This window comes from Pseudoalteromonas sp. MSK9-3 (genome assembly GCF_003590335.1).
Taxonomy (GTDB): domain Bacteria; phylum Pseudomonadota; class Gammaproteobacteria; order Enterobacterales; family Alteromonadaceae; genus Pseudoalteromonas.
The window spans coordinates 1-20,760 of sequence record NZ_MIET01000021.1; the positions used below are offsets into that span (position 1 = coordinate 1).

Sequence of the window (20,760 nt, forward strand, 5' to 3'; positions counted from 1 at the left end):
TTTCGCACCAAGTCTTTCATTAAAACCGTCAACCTATTTCAGGACGGGACAATAACTAGAAATGTTCTATATTACTTTGGCTGTGCATCAATTGACTGCCCATTTACGTCATTTGATGACTCTGACATCAAATACAAGTACGTTGGCATTAACTCTTCAGCTGTTTTTAAAGTGTTTTTATCTTCGCCTGGAAACGCTGAGGCTCTCATGCTCGTTCTTGTCGCACCCGGGTTGATGCAATTGATCCTAATATTTGTTTTACCGACTTCGGCGGCCCAAGTTTGCATCATGCCTTCAGTCGCAAATTTTGAGATGGCATAAGGTCCCCAAAACTCTCTACCTTGACGCCCAACGCCAGATGATGTGAATACCACTGAAGCAGACGGCGACTTTCTAAGCAATGGAAACATGTATTTAGTGATCATTGCTTGTGCTGTAACATTTACCTTCATGATATTTTCAAAGGTTGATACACAAAAATGCTCAAGTGGGCCTAAAGATCCTAAAATTGATGCATTATTTAATAAGCCGTCTAGCTTACCAAACTGTTGCTCAATGGTTGCAGCAAGATCTCTGTAGTTTTGTTTTGTTGCACCGCGCATATCTAAAGGTACAATAGCAGGCTTAGGATAGCCTAAATTGACTATCTCATCGTAAACACATTCGAGTTTTTGTGTTGTTTTGCCAAGTAGGATGACGGTTGCACCGTGTTTAGCATAAGTAAGTGCTGCAACTCGGCCAATGCCATCACCTGCACCTGTAATTAGTATGGTTTTATTTTCTAAGGCATTTGCCGCAGCTTTATAATCGTGCATCGTGGACCCCAAATTAGAACTTTTAGACATTTTATCATAGCAATCACTCAAGTTATCGAATTTATTGTAAATTTAAGTGGCGAAAGGCTACACTTTGCGTTAACTTTAACTGGTCTAATGTCTTATTAAAAATACGATTACAATAATTTAACTAATTACAGCAAAATAATAATAAGATTCTGTCGGAGCCTATAAAATGAAAAAAATGCTACTCTCACTCGCAGTTACCTCAGTCTTAGCAGGCTGTGGTGGTGGTGAAACATTAGAAGATATTAAAAACGAAACAGCCCCTGTATTACCGTCTGTTTCAATCAAGTTTGACCCTTCCAACGGTGTGATTTCGATACCGAATGATTTATTACTCAGTGGCACTCAAGATGGCACCTTAAATTTACCGGGTGAGCTAGACGCTGAAAGCAATCCTGCGATCACCCGCGCGCATTATGCAAACCCTTCTTTAGCGCTTGGTGCGCTGGATGGCTGGTCTAGCCAAATGCCTTACGTTATTGATTTGAACATGGCTGCTGGCATGAGTGTTAATGGTGATTCAGTAAAAGCACCTGGATCTGTGCGTATTTTTGAAGTAATAATGGGTGCAAGCCTTACTGATGAACAATGTGCTCAAGTTCCTGCTGGTATCGCGTGTAAATCTGTTGCTGAGTTGAGTAATGGCTTAACAGGAGACTTTATTGCTCAGCTAACCAGTACTGGCGATGGCATCGCAATTCAACCTTTAAAGCCATTTAAAGCTGGTTCGACATACATAACGGTACTGACATCAGGTATTGAGATGGCTGATGGCCGTCCAATTAAAGCAGCTTCGACTTATACGTTAGCGCGTCAGGACGCAGATTTAGTGACACCAGCTCAGTTAGCCCTTCAAGGCGCTGTGCGTAGTTATGAAGCTGCTGTAACACAAGGGAGCTTTGATGATGCACTGGGCGCTCTCAGTAAAGACAGCATTATTTATTCAGCTGCAGCGACAATTCAGTCGGTAGGGCCTGTGATGGCCGCAGCCAAGGGTTTATTGGCAGCGAGTTTAGCTACTGGGACAAACCCCAAGCTAGAAGTACCAGAACAGCCTGTAATTACAGTAAGAGATGTGCTGGTTATGGGTGGTCAAGACCCTGCAGCTGTTGCGTCATTTCAAGCAATACAGTATATGAAAGGCAGTATTCAACTCCCAATGTATTCTGGTATGCCACAAGCGGTTGGCGTAGAGAGTCTAGCTGATACTTATTGGCAAGCAGCATGTGATAATGGGCTTGCAGTAGCAGGGTATAAAGCGGCGGTTGGCGGCACACTGCCAACACCAGAACCAGGTACCAATGATGCGCTTTGTTCTGCACTATCTGGTGACGCACTGCGTGATTTTAATCTTGACCCAATGCGCCATGTTACAAAATTTAATAGCATTCCTAAGCAGCAATGGCTTGCGAATGTACCTGTACAAATTACCAAGCCAATCCCCCAATTGTTAGGTATTGAACAGCCAGCAACAGGTTGGCCGGTTGTTATTTTACAACACGGTATTACTACTAATAAAGAAACAATGCTCGGCTTAACGCTTGCATTAAGTGCGCAAGGTTTTGCCACTGTCGCGATTGACCACCCAATGCACGGTGAGCGTGGTATTGATGTTGATAATGATGGCACCGATGACTTTAATGCGACAACGGGTTCAATATTATCGTATATGAACTTAACGTCATTGTTGGTGGCTCGGGATAACTTACGACAATCAACCGCAGATCTGTTAGGTCTTAGATTAGGGCTTAATTTTGGTGCTCCTGCAATTGGCTTAAACCCGACAGATGTGAGTTTTGTAGGACATTCTTTGGGTGCTATTGTTGCACCAAGCTTTGTGGCACACACAAACTTACCGTTAAATGATCAAGTTGATGGGTTATTTAAAGTGCAAAGTGCAGCGCTTGCAAGTGGCGGAAGTGGTATTGCGAGTTTCTTGATTGAGTCAGAACAATTTGGATCATTTGTTCAAGGTTCGGTATTGAGTGCGGCAGGTAATGTTGCTTCGAAAGCTTTCTTGGCCTTTTTACAAAGTGATGGCGTTGCTGGGTGTACTGTAGAGAATATCGTACCATGTGGTTACAGTGCGTACATTAAGCATTTGACTGAGACAGGTGACACAGCATCTTTGGCTGCAATTAATGGTATTATCCAACAGTTTGCAGTGGCAGCTCAGTCTGCTTTAGATAGTGCTGATCCATTGAACTATGCTGAACTAGTCAAGGCGGTGAATACGCCTGTGTATATGAATGTGGTTACTGGAGGTGTTGATGGTAATAAGCCAGACACGGTGATCCCACCTACAACTTCGAACCCACTTTCTGGTTCTACACCGCTAGCGCGCTTTATGGGGTTACAAACTGTGTCTGAATCTCAAGGTCCGGGTAACTATGTTGTGAACTTTAGTCAAGGTCACCATGGCTCAATAATTACGACGGCCTTTAGTGAAACTGCAGGCGGTACAGCACAGGGGCATGCAATGGCGACTGTGGAGATGCAAACGCAACTTGTGTCTTACTTAAAATCAAAAGGGTTAGCTCTTCAAGTCACTAATCCGGCAGTTGTTGCTAATTAATTACAATTAGTTCACTATGAAAAGCCGCTAGAGATAGCGGCTTTTTTATTGCTAAATTTATAGGAGCAGGCGTTGGCATTTTTATTTGAATATGGGTTGTTTTTAGCAAAAGCAGTAACAATAGTGGCTGCTATTGGGGTTATATTGATAATGATCATAGGGGCAAGCCAAAAGCCGAAAGGTAAATCTGGTGAAATAGAGCTTAAAGATTTATCGAAGCAAATAGACGACACTCGCGATCAGTTTATAGAGCAAACGCTAGACAAGAAAGCCTTAAAGGCACATAAAAAGGCGAATAAAAAGCAAGATACATCGCCCTCTGATGAGAAAGTCTTTGTTATAGATTTTATTGGCAGTATGGATGCACATGAAGTCGCCAGTTTGAGAGAAGAGGTGAGTGCAATTTTAACCATTGCTGATAAAGACAAAGATCAGGTATTGGTAAACTTAGAGAGCGGTGGTGGTGTGGTCCATGGATATGGGCTTGCTGCATCTCAGCTAATCAGAATTAAAGACTTTGGTTTACCATTGACGATATGTATTGATAAAGTTGCAGCTAGTGGTGGGTACATGATGGCTTGTGTGGCTGATAAAATTGTGGCTGCGCCATTCGCCATTGTAGGCTCAATTGGTGTGATAGCCCAGCTACCGAACTTTAGTAAAATTCTGAAAAAGAATGATGTCGATTTTGAACAAATTACTGCCGGTGAGTATAAACGCACTTTGACCATGTTTGGCGAAAATACAGATAAAGGTCGTGAAAAGTTCAAAGAAGAAATTGAGCATACTCATGGTCTATTTAAAGAGTTTGTTGCTGAGCATAGAACAACGTTAGATATCTCAACAGTTGCCACTGGTGAGCATTGGTTTGCGTCACACGCTAAAACGTTGAACTTAGTCGACGAGATTAAAACCAGTGATGACGTTCTATTGTCTTTGAATGAACAGCATCAGTTGTATAAAGTAAGCTATAAAATTAAGAAAGGACTACCAGAGAAGCTAGGTCTCAGCGTCAGCACTATGGTTGAAAAACTGGGGATGTCGCTGTGGTCCAAAAGTCAAAAAATAGGCATGTAGTGCTTTAATAACGATACAGATACCGTATGGTTGTGGCCATACGGTATCAATAGCATTCCTTATAAGGTATGGCTGCTTATTATTTTATAAACGTCGTTTATATTATCACCGGCTTTAAATTCTTTCGTGAGTGGTTCGGTTTCTGAACCAATCCAGATTTTAAGCTCTGAGTCCATATCGAAATGACCTGCGCTTTCTTTACTAAATTTAGTGATTTTGCTGTAGGGTATTGTCAGGATTTCTACTTTTGACCCCGTAACACCCTGTTTATCAATGAGTAATAACCTCTTATTTGTAAAGACAAACATATCACGAATGACTTGATAGGCTTTCTCAATTTGTTCAGACTCAATCAATGTATCAGTCAATAACTCATCAAGCTTATCGTTATCGACTTCACTGGCATTGCCAAGTATTCCACTTAATAGTCCCATTATTTGTCCTTCTGAAAAAGTTGGTTTTCGAGAGTATGGCCATTAACTAATTGACGATACTGCCAATTAAGTTTGTGACAATATTTAAGCAAGTGTATATCAAATTGCTCAAAGTGGGATTGATATTCAATAATATATTCTTTATTTTGACTCTGAGAGACGTGTAATACACCTGATAGTTGCTTTATTTGTTCAAGTGTATCCCTAGAGTCATGTATGAGCGTTAGCGTAAGATACTGACTCGTGCCTTGCTTTGTGTCTCGGTTGTGCGTGGTAAGCTGCCCTTGGTTTAAATATAAAACATGATCACATAACTTTTCTAATTCAGCTAAATCATGTGAACTTAATATAAAAGTGATGTCTTCACTTAAAGACGCTATAACATGGCGTATCTCACGCGCATTGAGAGGGTCTAGCCCAGCAGTTGCTTCATCAAGTAGCACAATTTTAGGTGAGCCGATCAACGCTTGCGCAATACAGACCCGCTTTTTCATGCCATGAGATAATTCAGCAATTTTTGCATGATGGTTGTCTGCTAACCCCACCAATTCAAGCACTCGGCTTGTCTCCATACTTGCTTTTTGCTTACTCAAGCCTTGTAGACGACCATAGAAATTGAGTTGTTTTTGCAGTGAAAAGCGTGGGTCGAGAGTGGCATCCTGAGGAAGTGCGCTGAGCTGACCAAATAAAGCAGGGTCTCCCAGTTGTTTCCCCATAATATTGACTGATCCTGAACTCGGCACTAAATATCCGCATAAAATACTAAATAGGGTGGTTTTACCTGCTCCATTGGGGCCAACTAAAGCCACTGTTTGACCTTTATTGACGTCAAAGCTGACGTTATTCAGCGCTTGTTTGTCACCAAAAGCTTTGCAAAGGTTATTCACTTCAATTAATGCACTCATAGTGATCGCCTTTTAAAGGTAAGAATACTGAGGGTTAGCAGCCCCATTGTTTGCGCAACAGGCAGTAACCAATCATTCAGAGAAAAGCTATTTTGCGGTGCTACATCTAATATCTGTACACCTGGGTACACATATAAAAGCCAAGACAGGATGGGGAAGTAATAACTGAGGTAGCTTATTAATGCATTGCCAAGTGTAAATAAGAGTATTGCGAGGACGACACTTAAGCGAGACGAGCTTGTCACTAAGTTTAGCAGCGACATCAAAGCAATAAAGGGCATGACAATCAGGATAAGCTGCGCAGTAACAGAGACGCTCAATAATGCACCTGAGCCCAACAAACTGAGGTCGCGATAGATCATCAAAATAAATGTCGCTAAAACGGTAAGAGAAATCAAGATTGCAATAATGATCAGCTGACCTAAAAATCGGCCTACTAAGATTTCTTCGCGAGTACACCGCAAACTGATAAAGCGAAGGGTACCACGTAGCCTATCTCCGACGGTTTGATCCGAGCACACAAATAAACTAAATGCCGGGAAGCTATATAGGGCGATTATCCAAAATACTGCCAGTTCAGCTTCAGGCCAACTGACTAGCTCTCTCAGGCCTATGTTACCAGCGAGTTGCCCAGTGATATCGGCAAACTCAGGACTACTTAAAAACGGCACTGCTTGTGCGATTAAATAATTTTGGATCATAAACCAAACCATGGCAAATGCACCGAGTGCAAGTAAGCCACGCTTTGTAGCAAAGAGGCGCGTTAGCTCAAATTGAGCAAGTTGCCACACTCTGAATATCGACATAATTTCTCCTTTTTTTGAACAGTAACGTGTTATTTACTGAATTTAAAGTAGAAAACTGTTTCAGAATGTGGCGTTGGTAATAAATTACCCTAACTTAACTGGTTTACCAACCACATTGGCGACCTTTGTTTTGCTTATCAAGGTACTTTTGTAGCGGGGCAAAATAATCAAGCATAGCGGTTGCATCCATTTGCTTGCTACCTGTAATGCTTTCTAACGCTTCTTGCCATGGACGGCTGCTGCCCATTTCAAGCATTGCGTTTAGGCGCTCACCGGCTTCTTTAGAGTTATATACTGAACAGCGGTGAATTGACTCTTTATTACCCGCGATTTCACATAATGAACGGTGGAACTCAAATTGTAAAACATGGGCTAGGAAGTAGCGAGTATACGGTACATTGCCTGGCACATGGTATTTGGCGCCTGGATCAAAGTGGCTTTCATTTCGCGCTATGGGCGCTTGTACACCTTGGTATTTCTCACGTAAATCCCACCATGCTTTATTGTATTGCTCTGGTGATATTTGACCAGAAAAAACCTGCCAGCGCCATTGATCTACCAGCAAGCCAAATGGGACAAATGCAACCTTGTCTAGTGCCATTTTCATTAATAAACCAATGTCTTTTGATTCATCAGGTACTTGCTCTAGTAAACCAATCTCTTTTAAATAACCCGGAGTTACAGACAGCGCAATGGTATCACCAATTGCTTCGTGGAACCCATCATTGGCACTTTCTTGATAATATAGAGGCAATTTATTGTAGGCGCGCTGATAAAAGTTATGGCCTAATTCGTGGTGAATAACTGAGAACTCTTCACCTGTGCGTTGAATACACATTTTGATACGTAAATCATCTTTGTTATCTAAATTCCAAGCAGAGGCATGACATTGTACATCACGGTCTTTTGGCTTGGTGAACAAAGAGCGAGTCCAAAAAGTGTCTGGTAACTTCTCAAAGCCCATAGATGTGAAGAATGTTTCAGCACCTTGCACCATCTTAAGCTCGTCATAATTATGCTCTGCTAATAACTGAGTCACATCGTAGCCGGGATCTGCATTTTCAGGTGCCACTACGTCGTATATATTGCCCCAAGTTTGTGCCCACATGTTGCCAAGTAAGTGAGCTGGGATAGGCTGATCTTGAGGTACTTTATCTTCACCGTATTTTTCACCAAGCTTAGCGCGTACATGGCAGTGTAGTGAGTTATATAACGGCTTTACTTGGCCCCAGATACGATCAAGTTCTGTGGCAAAGTCGTCAGCTGGCATGTCATATTTACTACGCCACATTGCGCCAGTGTCTGCGTAACCTAGCTGATTAGCCCCTTCATTTGTGAGCGAAACTTGTTGCGCATAAAGTGGGCGCATTGGCTGCGATACTTGTCGCCACCCTTGCCATAGGTCAAGTAGCTCTTCATAGTTTCTGCTAGACGCCATCTTAGCTGTCATATCACCAAGGCTTAAGCATTGGTCTGCGGTTTTACAATATTGGCCTTTGCCGTACATACCATCAAGCTCAGCTTTTAAAGCGGCTAGTTTTTTTGATTTTTCTGGGTTTTGTGGCGCTGGTAAGGTCAAATTTAACTTCAATTTGTCCATTTTACGGCGGTTATCATCGCTTAACTGAACGCTATCAAATCGTGCTGCTTCACTAGCAAGCTGTACAACGATATCAGTTTGTTCACGATTAACATCTGCTGCTAAGCTGGCTGTATCTTCGGTTATGAAATTTGCATATATCCAATTGGCTCGGCTAGAGCGTGCAGACAAATCAATCAAAGTTTGTTCAGATTGAGCAAGGAATAACTCAGCGTCTTTTTCAGTCGGTTGTTGCGTTTTAGGTGCCGTGTTATTACATGCAGCAAGCGTTAAAGTACTCGCAACAATGAGTGCTCCAAGGCTAAGTTTAAATTGTGGTTTCATTATGTGTTCACTTGTTGTTGTTAAAGCTGCGTGATAATAACAGCCAACAAGAGTCGCCACAATTCCTGCTGGATAAATGCAGTGTTAATCTGAGTTTACGCTATATTTGAACATAGAAATTAAGATAAGCAGGAGGTCAAAATGGCTTTAATTGTGTTGCTGATAATTTTGGCGTGCATTGTGTTTATGGTGAGTGCACTGCGTTACAAATTAATCACAATCCCCACCATGAATTATTTTAAATCGACATTACCGGCTTTGAGTCAAACCGAGCAAGAAGCCATGGAAGCCGGGGACACTTGGTGGGATGCAGAGCTTTTTTCTGGTAAGCCAAATTGGCAGCAGTGGCATCAAATCGATGCGCCGCTGTTAAGTGATAAAGAACACCGTTTTATTCAGACCAAATTAGTCCATTTATTATCAATACTCGATGAAGAACAAATCCAAGCGGACAAAGATTTACCAGAGTCTGTGTGGGCGTATTTAAAAGCCGAGGGCTTTTTTGCATTTATAATACCAGAGAAGTTTGGCGGGCTAGGTTTTAGTGCTCAAGCTAATTCAACTATTGTGGCTAAAATTGCCAGTAAGAGTTTATCTACTGCTGTGACAGTGATGGTGCCTAATAGCTTAGGTCCCGCTGAATTGTTATTACATTATGGTACCGAGTCACAGCAGTCACATTGGCTTCCTAAACTCGCGTCTGGGGAAGCATTGCCTTGTTTTGCTTTAACGGCTTTAGATGCGGGCTCCGATGCGGGGAGTATTCAAGATTTTGGTGTTGTCTGTGAGGCTGAATTTGAGGGAGAGCTGGTTCTCGGACTAAAAGTAAGCTGGGATAAGCGTTACATAACACTTGCGCCGGTTGCGACGGTGCTTGGTTTAGCATTTAAGGTGTACGACCCTGAGCACCTACTTGGTGACTGTGACAGTTTGGGGATCACCTGTGCATTGATCCCGACCAGTCAGGAAGGCGTTATCACTGGAGCCAGGCATAACCCATTAAACCAAGGTTTTATGAATGGTACGACGCAAGGTAAAGAGGTGTTTATTCCACTTGATTGGGTTATTGGCGGAAGAGGTGGGATAGGAAACGGGTGGAAAATGCTGGTCTCTTGTTTAAGTGCTGGCAGAGGTATATCTTTACCCGCTTTAAGTGCCGGTAGTGCGCATTTATGTACTCGAACAAGTAGCGCCTATGCCACAGTACGCGAGCAATTTGGACTACCGATCGCGGCTTTTGAAGGAATTCAAGCAAGTCTTGCGCGTATTACGGGGTTAACTTACAGCATAGAAGCTTGTCGTCAGGCAACAGCCCAAGCGATAGACATGAAAAAGAGCCCTGCAGTAATTACGGCAATAGCAAAATACCATTTAACCGAAATGTCGCGCACAGTAATGAATGACGCCTTAGATATTCATGCTGGCAAAGGTATTCAAAAAGGTCCCAATAACTATTTAGCAAATAATTACATGGGGATCCCGATATCTATTACGGTTGAAGGTGCCAATATCCTCACTCGAAACTTGATGATATTTGGTCAAGGTGCAACACGCTGTCATCCTTATATATTTAAAGAAATACAAATTATTCAAAATTTAGAAGAAGACAAAGCGATTAAGCCGTTTGATAAACTATTAATGGCGCATTTACAGCATACCAGTGTGAATGTTTTAAAAGCGTTGTGGTTTGGTATTACACGGGCAAAATTTATTAACGCACCTGTAAGTGGGCCAACGAAGCGATATTATCAAAAGCTGACTTGGTTAAGCACATGTTTATCTGTGAGTTCTGATCTAGCTATGTTGCGACTGGGAGGGTCTTTAAAACGACGAGAAATGCTTTCAGCTCGACTCGGTGATGTTTTAAGTCATTTGTATTTAGCTTCGTGCGCTCTGAGAAAGTATGAACATGATGGTCGACAGCAGGGTGACTTACCATCGGTCTGTTATGCTACAGAGCACAGTCTGGCTCAAGGATTTAGGGCGTTAGATGAATTCTATGATAATTTTACACACCCGGTGTTGGCATTTTTACTGAAAAGCTGGATGCATGTCACAGGTCATGGTTGTAAAGTACCTTCCGATACCTTAGTTGGTAAAGTCTGTCACGTTTTAACACACAGTGATGCTGCTAGGGAACGTGTAAGCCATTTATGCAGTGTTGGTGAACAGGGCGCTGTGTATACTATGGAGCGGGCTTATCAGTTGGCAAAAGAAACCGCAAAAGAACGAGCTGAATTTAAAGCGTGGCTTAAAAACAGAACCGATATGCTGTCATTGTCGTATAGCGAGAAAATTGCATTAGCTGTTAGTGATAAAGCAATAACTGAACTTCAAGGGAAATCACTTTTAGACGCTGAAAACTGGAGAGTCAAAGCGATTTCCGTCGATGTTTTTTAAGCAAGTCGCCATGACTAACGGGCAAATGGATCCGGGTTAATTTTATCAACGTACCATTTTCCTTTCTTGCGCAGTAATTGTACGCTGCGCATATCATCGACTTGCTCACCTCTGAGCATGCCCGTAAACACCATATTAATTTTTGCTGAATCGCCATATTGTTCACGCAAACTTTGATTAGTCATATCAAGCTCAATGGTCACTTGATCAAATTGCATGTTTACTAGGTTACGGGTGAATTGCTTAGCTGTGCCATAAGAACGCATAACGCGAGCCAGTCGAGGTGTTGCGTGTTTCGCTGCCATCTCTAAGTTATTTTGATTGTATAAAGAATCAAAATAGGTTGTAGCAGTGTAACCTGGGGTACTTGACTCACCAGTCCCTTTATTGTCTTTACCGCACCCTGATATAAGTAGCGTAAAACACGCAAGAATTACTGTTAAATACTTCATAATGCAATCTAGTTTAAAAAAAGTAACAATAAGTTTGTAGTCTAAATGTAGATATGTAAAGTGCTATACGACACTTTGCTAAATAAACACTCTATTACTCATTACTTATTATTAGAAAAAATTCATTTTTATATAATATACAGAGGGTTGAGTAGCAATACGTATAACTTAAGTTACTTAATAGGCTTAGCAGTAAAAAAGCTCGGTATAGCTTACCGAGCTTTAATGGTTGGGAGTTATTAGAGGTTATTCTGTAACCGTGTTGTTTAATTTATCCTCTTTTTTGTGAAACCATTTACGCTTTAGCGCTTTTATATCTTCTAGCACGACGTATTGGCATGGGATTAATATGAGCGTTATGACCGTGGCAAATAAAACGCCGAATGCCAAAGAGACCGCCATTGGGATCACAATTTGCGCCTGCAAGCTGGTTTCAGTAATAATTGGCACTAAGCCAATAAACGTAGTCAAAGAAGTCAGCAAAATAGCTCTAAAGCGTTTGCAGCCAGCTTCAACCACAGCTTGTTTAACCGTTGCCCCTTGTTCACGCGCTTTATTCACAAAGTCAACCATGACCAGTGAATCATTCACAACGACACCTGCCACAGCAATAATGCCAAAGAAGGATAAGCTACTCATGGTCATTCCCATTACCACGTGACCAAACACGGCACCCACAACCCCAAACGGGATCACGGACATGATTAACAGTGGCTGTGAGTACGATCTAAGTGGGATAGCCAGTAGTGCAAAAATAATCATCATTGACAGCGCAAAGTCACGTACTTGTTCGGCAACACTGTCCATTTCTTCTTGAATTCGACCGGCGACATTACTTTGAATACCTGGGTAGTTCACCAGTAATGAGGGCAAGTATTCATCCCTTATTTCTGTTGCTATTTCGAAAGGTTCAGCTTGATCAGTATCAACTGACGCCCATACATTTACAGTACGTTTAGAGTTTTCTCGGCGTATACGGTTCACGCCGTCAACCAGTTTAATGTTAGCAACTTCGGCCAATGGCACTTCAGCGCCTGCTGGAGAGACAATACGCACATCTTGAATATCGCTAATGGAGTTTCGTGACTCTTTCGGATAGCGGATCATGACTTTTATTTCTTCGCCGTCACGTAGAATACGCTGTGCTTCTAATCCGTAGTAACTAAAGTTCACTTGAGAGGCCACGTCCGCAAGAGTTAACCCCATACTATAGGCAAGCGGTTTAAGTTCTAGCTGTACTTCGTCGGTTGCACTTTGCATTGAATCGTTGACATCACCGACGCCTGTAATCGTATTGAGCTTAGCTTTGAGCTTTTCGGCGACTTCTTTAAGAAGCGCTTTATCTTTACCTTCAAGTCTAAAGCTAATATCACCATCATCGCGTCCGCCATTCGAGATACTATCGCGAATATTTAGCGTTTTCACACCTGGCAACTGGGGCATTTGTTCTCGCCACATGGCGCTAAGTTCAAAAGTGTCAATAGGGCGTTTGTCAGGTTCTACTAATATCGCCATAATTTGAGCATTTGTGCGGCCGCGTAAGCTGACCGAGAGGTCTCGGATCATACTTTGCCCGTATTGCTCCTCAATTTGCTTATCAACATTTAAAATTAATGTTTCAATTTTTTGTGCGCTCAGAAGCGTCGCACTTTCTGATGATGATAAGTTCATTTCTATGGTTATTTCTGGGAAGTCATGAGGTATTTTGGGGTTAGCGACAAATTTAATAAACCCACCGGCAAACAGTCCTGCACTCACAATTAAAATAGTTAGAAAGCCAACGATAACGGTATATCTATAATGTATACAACGTTCAATAAAGGGCCGATATAGGTGCTCAATAAGGTTTTTAAGCCCGCCATCCAACAGCGCTCTTAAGCGGTGTAATGGGTTCTTTGGATTGCTCGGTTTATCTTTCATTGCTGCAAGGTGGGCAGGTAAAATTAGCTTAGACTCAATAAGCGAAAAAATTAAACACAGAATAATAACGCCACCAATGGCTTTTGAAAAGGCAGCTGCTGGGCCTGTCGCTAAGGTTTGAGGTAAGAACGCAGCTACCGTGGTAAGTACGCCAAATGTAGCTGGAATAGCAACCCGTTTTACACCTCTGACCACGTTATCTAGGCTGTGTCCGTGTTCTTCTATTTCAGAATGGACAGATTCACCCACAACAATGGCATCATCAACAACAATACCCAACACCAGAATAAAGGCGAACAGTGAAGCGAGATTTATAGTGACGTCAAGCCCACCCATTGGCATAAACAAAAAAGCACCAAGAAACGAGACCGGTAAGCCCATCATTACCCAAAATGCTAATCGGACACGTAAAAATAGTGCCAACATCAGCATGACCAATAAGCCCCCCCAAATCATGTTTTCTACCATCATGTTTAGGCGGCCATCAAGGTAATAGGTTAAGTCGATAAAGGGCTCTAATTCAGTGTCACTTGGTAGGGTTGTGTGACGATCTGCTAAGTAATTTTTAATAACGTCCGCAACTTGCGAGATATCTTGGTCTTTAGACGCACTGACTTGGAAGATGAGTGAGTTTTTACCATTATACTTGGAGTATTGTAACCCTTCTTCAAAGCCATCATTGACGGTTGCTACATCACCTAACTTAACTTGTGCACCATCAGACAACGTAAGTAATGGCAGGTTTTCGAATTCATTCCCTCGGTATGCTTGGTTCTCTACCCGCATTGATATATAGCCATTATCAGAGCGTATTTGGCCGGCAGACATATTGGCTGAAAATGCGGATACAGCGTTTGCTATGTCTCGGAAGCTTAACCCGAATTCACGTAACTTATCAGGACTAACTTCGATGCCTATTTCATAGTTTAATCCGCCATTAAACTCTACAAGGTTTACCCCAGGTAGTGCTAACATTTCATCATGCAACGTATTACCCAGTTCTTTAAGCTCACCGGCGGGTAAATTGCTACTCAGCGCAAGCCACATAACTTCTTGGGTAAATTTATCATAGCGAATGACAGGTCGTTCCATGCCTACTGGGAAGCTAGAAATAGAGTCGACTTGCATTTTAACTTCATCTAATACTTCTTGCGGGTTGTACTTTTCTTGTACTTCAATCCAAGTTTGTGACATGCCGCGGTTTGAGTATGTTATTAGGCGTTTGATCCCTTCCAGACCTTCCATCGCCTCTTCAACTTTTATGGTAATGCCTTCTTCAACTTCTTGAGGTGCGGCGCCCGGATAGATTGCTTGAACACTGAGCCAATTGTTTTCAAATTGTGGGAACATTTGCTTTCGGATTGAAAACGCCGTTAATATTCCCCCCACGAGAATGAAGATCATGAGTAAATTGGCTGCAACCGGGTTACGAGCAAACCAAGCGATAATGCCTTTTTCAGCTGGTATAGTCATAACTGCTTACTCCTTTTTTAATGCGAGTTGTGTTTCAGGGGATTTGAGTAAGGTGTTTTCTATGCGAACAGTCATACCGTCAGAGGGATACTCCAATGCTGATGTAATGATACGGTTGCCATCATTGAGCCCTTGAACTGCAATAACAAAACCATTAGCTTCACGTACAATATTGAGTGGTTTAAAAGCGAGGGTAGAGTCCTCTTGCAGTGTGGCAATTTTTCCATCGTTAACTAAATGCCTAGGTACTGCGACAGCTGATTGTAGCAACTGGCCTTCGATTTTTGCATTTAAATAAGTGCCAAAGCGCAGTGGTTTTTCTGTCAATCCATAAGGTATATCTACTTGTGCAACTAGGTAAGTCATTCGACTACGTTCATCAATCACGCCTTCGCTACGAACGACTTTTCCGTTCCATGTAACTGACTTACCTGCAAACTTTGCAGCTAATGTAACAGGGGCATCAATGCCATTATTAACCAAGTATTGTAAATCTTTATCAGCAACAGGTAAGCGTATTTCGGCAACAGACGTTGCGTTCAGTACACCAAATTGACTCCCTGGACTGACAACACTACCTAAGCTCACTTCACGACTTTCAATGATGGCGTCATACGGCGCTTTAATATAAGTACGCTCTAAGTTTCGTTTCGCGCGTTTTTCACTTGCTTGTGCAGCTCTGTATTGTGCAAGCTTTTCAGCAAGTTGTGGTTTTCTTAAATAGAGTTCTGATGGGATGGTTTCGTTGGTATTATTTTTAATTCGTTGCCATTCAGTTTTAGCTACATGCGCTTGTGCTTGTTCAATTTCTAATGCAGAACTTGCTTGAGCCAAATTTGCTTGTGCTTCGATTAAAGCTGCTTCGTAGTCATTGGGGTCAATTCGTGCGAGTATTTCGCCCGCTTTTACAAAGCCACCACGAACAAAACGCTCGGATAGTTGAATAATTTGACCGTTTACTTGCGCTACTAGGCTAGTTGTATATTTAGGTTTAACGATGCCATATGAATCAACAGACAATTGCATTGGTGCAACTGTGACTGCTTGAACTTCTACCAATGGATGTATCACCTTTTCTGCTTTTTCTTCTGGCGGTTTCTTCATTGCGGAAAATGCTGCAGATATACCAACTCCTGCAATTAGTACCGCGATGGGTAATATTATCTGTTTTTTACTAGCCACGTTATAGTCCTTCCTACTATTGAAACATGAGATACTAATTGACGGTTAGTACCGATGCTTTAAGGATACGACAATAGATGTGTCAGGGTGTTTAAATGTATTGGTAAGTTGTAACAAAGCATTGCGATTGAAGGAACCTATTTAACCTCAGCTCTGGATAAGCGAATTTGCCCAATAAAGCTATTCTTCTCACTTTCGGCGTTGCTTTCACTTGAAATAACCTGCTATTACTGCATAAAATCGCCTTGATATTGAACAAAATATCATCATTGGGTTGTACGTATGTTTGTTTTCAAAACACTTTCTATTCCAAACCCCTTATCCAAACCTGAAGTTATTTACATATACTGGATACACCAGCTAATAATGTTTGTATAGTTAGCCGTTCAGTTGCATCGCACTTTTAAATCAAGAAAGGTGTACCTTTGTGATCCATGATTGTAATTTATTCAGCACCTTTTCAGCTTCAATGGGTTTGGTTATGTAGTCGTTCATACCTGCGTCGAGACATTTTTGTTTATCCCCCTGCATCGCGTTTGCAGTCATGGCGATAATCGGAATCGATTGATTTTGAACGCCAGCGTTACCTTGCCTAATATTCTTGGTGGCTTCATATCCATCCATTTCTGGCATTTGGCAGTCCATCAGTATTATGCTGAAAAGGGCGTTTCTCTGTTCAGACTCTTTCAATTTTACTAAAGCTTCTGCACCATTTTCAGCCACTACAGCATCAATACCTATTTTGCTGAGTAGTTTAAGGGCGACTAATTGATTGATTTTGTTGTCTTCAACAAGAAGCACTTGGACATATTCAGTCCAAGCATTATCAATTTCCACTGGGTCATTTTTGTAGGAAGGGGGCTCGCCATTGTCTAAAAATGCTTGAACATCGGGATGAGCGGTTGATAAAGCCTCTAACAGGTCTTGCTTTGTTGCTGGTTTTGGAAAAGTTGCATCAATCTCTTTGTTACCCGTATTTTCAATTTCATATTGTTCTCCTAATGGACTCATCATGATCAACTTAAATCGAGGATTGGCAATACCCGCCTTAAGCCTTTGGGTGAATGATAAACTATCCATGTCTGGAAGTGCTTTATTAAAAATAACAAGATCGATAGTGTCTATGAGAGGGTTAGTGATGTCGCTAAAACGTTGTAATGCTTCATTTGCATTTTTAGCGACTACAACCGAAACCCCCCAACTTTCAAATTGTCGCTGCAATGCTTCTCGGCTTGATTTATTCCCATCAACGATTGCGACAGTTAAGTTGAGCGGGCCAAACGCAGGGTATGTATTGGGAAGCTGCGTGTTTGCATTTAGCAAGCACGTTATTTCAAAGCAACTACCTTCGCCTATTACACTTGAAACTGAGATATCACCCCCGAGTAATTGGCACAAGCGCCTGGTAATACTTAATCCAAGACCAGTACCACCATATTTTCTGGTGGTTGATGCATCGACTTGACTGAAAGAGTCAAATAAAGCATGAATTTTTGAGTGTTCTATGCCAATACCGGTATCTGTAATTTGGCAAGTCAACGTCGTGTTATTACTATTATCTAAACTGGAAAGCTTGGCTGTGACAACAATCTCTCCGTGTTCGGTAAACTTTATCGCATTACTTAAAATATTCGTCAAAATTTGCCTGATCCTGCCAGGATCTGATCTGACATGAGGCTGGTGGATACCCGCTAAATCTAAAATAACTTCAACGCCTTTTTGTTGGGCTGCTAATGTCATTGATTCTGATAACTGTTCAATTAATTCTGTTAAATTAAAGTCTATGTACTCGAGCTCTAGTTTATCAGCTTCGATTTTAGAAAAGTCTAAGATGTCATTAATGAGTGTTAATAATGACTGAGCACTGGTACTGGCAATGTTGACTGAGTGGAGTTGCTCAGAATTAAGGTTACTATTTTTTAGCAAGTCAAGCATGCCAATTACGCCATTCATAGGAGTTCTAATTTCATGACTCATATTGGCTAAAAATTCTGATTTTAATTGAGTGGCGGCTTCTGCTTTTTTTAATGCATCTGCTAAGTCGTTTGCTTGCGTTTCAAGCGACGCTGTTTTTTCTGATACTTGCTCTTCTAATTTTAATACAAATTGTTTTTGCCTAATAATTTCTGCTTTTTGTAGCCTCGTTCTCAGGTAAATAGCAGTTATTATAATAAGCGCTGTTAAAAAAGCATATAAGCTATATGCCCACCACGTTTGCCATGGAGGCGGTGACACATGTAAATTAATCGACAGTTGGTTCTCACTCCATTTACCGTCACTGTTTGTTGCTTTGACTTGGAATTGATACGACCCCCCATCTAAGTTGGTAAATGAGGCTGTGTTTCTGTTACCAATTTCAATCCAGTTGTCATCGTATCCAACGAGCTTGTATGCATATTGATTTTTGTTTGGTGAAATAAAATCCAGAGCAGAAAACTCAAACGAGAAAATATAATCCAGATAAGACAAATGAATATCTGTAACATAAGAGTAAGGCAGGCCAAGTTTCATCGGCTGACCCATGGTATTAAAGCCAGTTAATATGAGATTTGGGTCAACTAGGTTAGTTTTTAATGGCGCTGTACTAAAATATTCAATACCGCGTTGGCTGCTGGTAAATAGCGTGCTGTTATTGCCTTTTACTAAGCTGCTTGGGTAATAGTTTAAGCCAAGTAAACCATTTTGACTGTCAAAGTTGTTAACTTTACCCGTTGATGGGTTGAATTTTGAGATCCCTTTATTGGTTGTTAACCACAGATTTCCTTCTTGATCATCGGCGATGGCTCTTATCAATGTTGTTGGGAGGCCGTGTTCTGTACTGTAGTGTTTAAAACCTTGGTGTTCAGGTAAGTATAAATTAAGGCCTTTTTGTGTCGCAATCCATATATTGCCATCACGAGATTGCTTTATATCTTGTACAATACTGCCAAGCAAACTGCCAGGTTTGTGATTATCGGCTTTAAATGACAAAAATCGTTGGCTTGCGTCTACCCATAAATTAACCCCTTCACCCGTACCGACCCACATATTTTTCTGATTGTCTAAATATAGCACTAACACTTCGGGGTGCGAGAGACCATATGTCGAGTCTAAATGTTGAAACGTGTGTTCAGTTGTATCATATATATAAATACCATTTTTATAGGTGCCTATCCAAAGGTTGCCATGTCTATCAATACTGAGTGCTCTTATTTCTCTAAATTCATGATAATGAGGGCCTGTTTTTGGGTAAGTTAATAACTCTGCTTGTTGAGTGTGTAAATTAAACTTAGCGATGCCTTCATCTTGGGCTATCCACAGTATATTTTGTTTGCTTAGATGGAGTACTGGGCGCTCTAACAAACGGTTTTGATCAAATCCATTTAGCTCGTTAAATATCGAAGATGAAAGCTTTTCTAGTGTTTGAGTTTCAACTTGCCATTTATAAAGCTGTGAAGACGCTGTTGCGATTAATAGGTCGCCATTGTCGTCGGTGACAATCCCATTTGGGGCGACCAACTCTGGGTTTTTAATCGCTTTAAACTGTCGGTGAGGTACGAGTTTAAATATTCCATGTACCTCATTGGTGATCCAAATAGTTTTGTCTTTATCTTCAAAAATAATCCTCAAGCCGCTGTTGTACTCGAGATCTAGTTGTTCTATTTTGTCACTGGCACTTGATTGGCGATATACCCCTTTACTGGTCACAAACCAAATGTGTCCGTCTTGGTCTTCAATCATTGAGTTAACTTGGCCTAACAGGTTATCGTTCAACACTCCGAGTTGTTTAAACGTGCCTGTTTCTATATTAAAGAGAAAAGGCCCTTGCTGAGTGCCTACATATATTTCACCTTGGGATGTTTTTAATATATGACGTATTTCATTGGCCCCTGTCGGGGTTTTATTACTTGGATCTGGGAAATAATAACGAAAAGACTGTGTTTTTTTATTATATAAATTAAGGCCGTAACTCGTAGCAACCCAGAGGCTATCTTTGTCTTTGCTTTCTATATCCCATACTCGATTATGAGATAATCCAGGGGTTGAGTCTGTTCGCTTTTTTATATGCTCAAAGCGGCTCCCGCCTAAATATCGGTTTAAGCCTTGATCATAAGAGCCTAGCCAAACAGAGCCCGTTTTATCATGGTATAAAGACTGGATCCGATTGGCTGATATTGAATCTGGCTGTTTTGGATCGTGTAAAAAGTTTTGAAATTGGCCTGTTTTAAGGTTGTATTTATTGGCGCCGCCACCCCATGTGCCTACCCAAACATGACCGCTTTGATCCGACATGAGATTACCAGCATCGTTATGAGACAACCCATTCTCACTGGCACTATCAAATTCAAACAGTGTTACTTTACGCCCATCGTAGCGCATTACCCCATTTTCAGCGGTGCCAAACCACAGCAATCCTTGTTTATCTTGAATAATTGAATAAATTTCAGATGACACAAAACCATCTTCAGCAGTTAACTTTTTTACCGAATATTCATTAGCAAGCATGGGATATTGCGCAAAGCAGTAGGGTGATATTAGTATTGCTAGTACTAAGGCTGCATGTGTAAGGGTGAACAGTTTATACATAAGAGATTATTTTACCGCCACTTTTTGGACAATGAAACGTGAAAGTGAATGTTATTAGAGTAGTTTATATAGTCCGTTATTTCTATGACGAACACGTTAAAATTTAACGTATTGGAAAAATGAATAGGCTATTAAGGTCAATGACTTTAGAGTGCCTTGCTAGATGAAATAGCTTTAACGTGGAGTCAAGCGTTAACTAACTAG

The 20,760-nt window shown here is 41.3% G+C and carries 12 protein-coding genes; 3 read left to right on the top strand and 9 right to left on the bottom strand.

What is annotated here, in order from left to right:
* Positions 1-71 precede the first annotated feature (71 nt).
* Positions 72-815: a YciK family oxidoreductase gene (locus BGP78_RS07155; protein WP_119860751.1), complete on the bottom strand. Its 744-nt coding sequence runs from the start codon at positions 813-815 to the stop codon at positions 72-74.
* A 196-nt stretch (positions 816-1,011) separates the two neighbouring features.
* Between BGP78_RS07155 and BGP78_RS07160 the strand changes: the two genes are divergently transcribed.
* Together BGP78_RS07160 and sohB are read left to right on the top strand one after the other, a co-directional pair.
* A complete protein-coding gene (locus tag BGP78_RS07160) occupies positions 1,012-3,417 on the top strand; it encodes a VolA/Pla-1 family phospholipase (RefSeq protein WP_119860752.1) in 2,406 nt (801 codons plus the stop codon).
* A 72-nt stretch (positions 3,418-3,489) separates the two neighbouring features.
* A complete protein-coding gene (gene sohB / locus BGP78_RS07165) occupies positions 3,490-4,494 on the top strand; it encodes a protease SohB (RefSeq protein ID WP_119860753.1) in 1,005 nt (334 codons plus the stop codon).
* A 59-nt stretch (positions 4,495-4,553) separates the two neighbouring features.
* Here the strand turns inward: sohB and BGP78_RS07170 are convergent, their stop codons facing one another.
* The 4 genes from BGP78_RS07170 to BGP78_RS07185 form a co-directional block, all read right to left on the bottom strand.
* On the bottom strand, positions 4,554-4,928 hold the full coding sequence (locus BGP78_RS07170) for a PH domain-containing protein (protein ID WP_119860754.1): 375 nt from the start codon (positions 4,926-4,928) through the stop codon (positions 4,554-4,556).
* Complete coding sequence (locus BGP78_RS07175) at positions 4,928-5,833, bottom strand: ABC transporter ATP-binding protein (RefSeq protein WP_119860755.1); 906 nt, start codon at positions 5,831-5,833, stop codon at positions 4,928-4,930. The genes BGP78_RS07170 and BGP78_RS07175 overlap by 1 nt, the downstream gene beginning before the upstream one ends.
* A complete protein-coding gene (locus BGP78_RS07180; RefSeq protein ID WP_119860756.1) occupies positions 5,830-6,639 on the bottom strand; it encodes an ABC transporter permease subunit in 810 nt (269 codons plus the stop codon). The genes BGP78_RS07175 and BGP78_RS07180 overlap by 4 nt, the downstream gene beginning before the upstream one ends.
* Before the next feature lie 103 nt (positions 6,640-6,742).
* A complete protein-coding gene (locus BGP78_RS07185; RefSeq protein ID WP_119860757.1) occupies positions 6,743-8,563 on the bottom strand; it encodes a M2 family metallopeptidase in 1,821 nt (606 codons plus the stop codon).
* 141 nt (positions 8,564-8,704) lie between these two features.
* Between BGP78_RS07185 and BGP78_RS07190 the strand changes: the two genes are divergently transcribed.
* Complete coding sequence (locus BGP78_RS07190; protein WP_119860758.1) at positions 8,705-10,963, top strand: acyl-CoA dehydrogenase; 2,259 nt, start codon at positions 8,705-8,707, stop codon at positions 10,961-10,963.
* A gap of 14 nt (positions 10,964-10,977) precedes the next feature.
* Here the strand turns inward: BGP78_RS07190 and BGP78_RS07195 are convergent, their stop codons facing one another.
* The 4 genes from BGP78_RS07195 to BGP78_RS07210 form a co-directional block, all read right to left on the bottom strand.
* On the bottom strand, positions 10,978-11,415 hold the full coding sequence (locus BGP78_RS07195; protein WP_119860759.1) for a hypothetical protein: 438 nt from the start codon (positions 11,413-11,415) through the stop codon (positions 10,978-10,980).
* Between the two features lie 246 nt (positions 11,416-11,661).
* On the bottom strand, positions 11,662-14,808 hold the full coding sequence (locus tag BGP78_RS07200) for an efflux RND transporter permease subunit (protein ID WP_119860760.1): 3,147 nt from the start codon (positions 14,806-14,808) through the stop codon (positions 11,662-11,664).
* A 6-nt stretch (positions 14,809-14,814) separates the two neighbouring features.
* On the bottom strand, positions 14,815-15,990 hold the full coding sequence (locus BGP78_RS07205; RefSeq protein WP_119860761.1) for an efflux RND transporter periplasmic adaptor subunit: 1,176 nt from the start codon (positions 15,988-15,990) through the stop codon (positions 14,815-14,817).
* Positions 15,991-16,398: 408 nt separating this feature from the next.
* Positions 16,399-20,475: a hybrid sensor histidine kinase/response regulator gene (locus tag BGP78_RS07210; RefSeq protein ID WP_259386225.1), complete on the bottom strand. Its 4,077-nt coding sequence runs from the start codon at positions 20,473-20,475 to the stop codon at positions 16,399-16,401.
* Between the last annotated feature and the right edge of the window lie 285 nt (positions 20,476-20,760).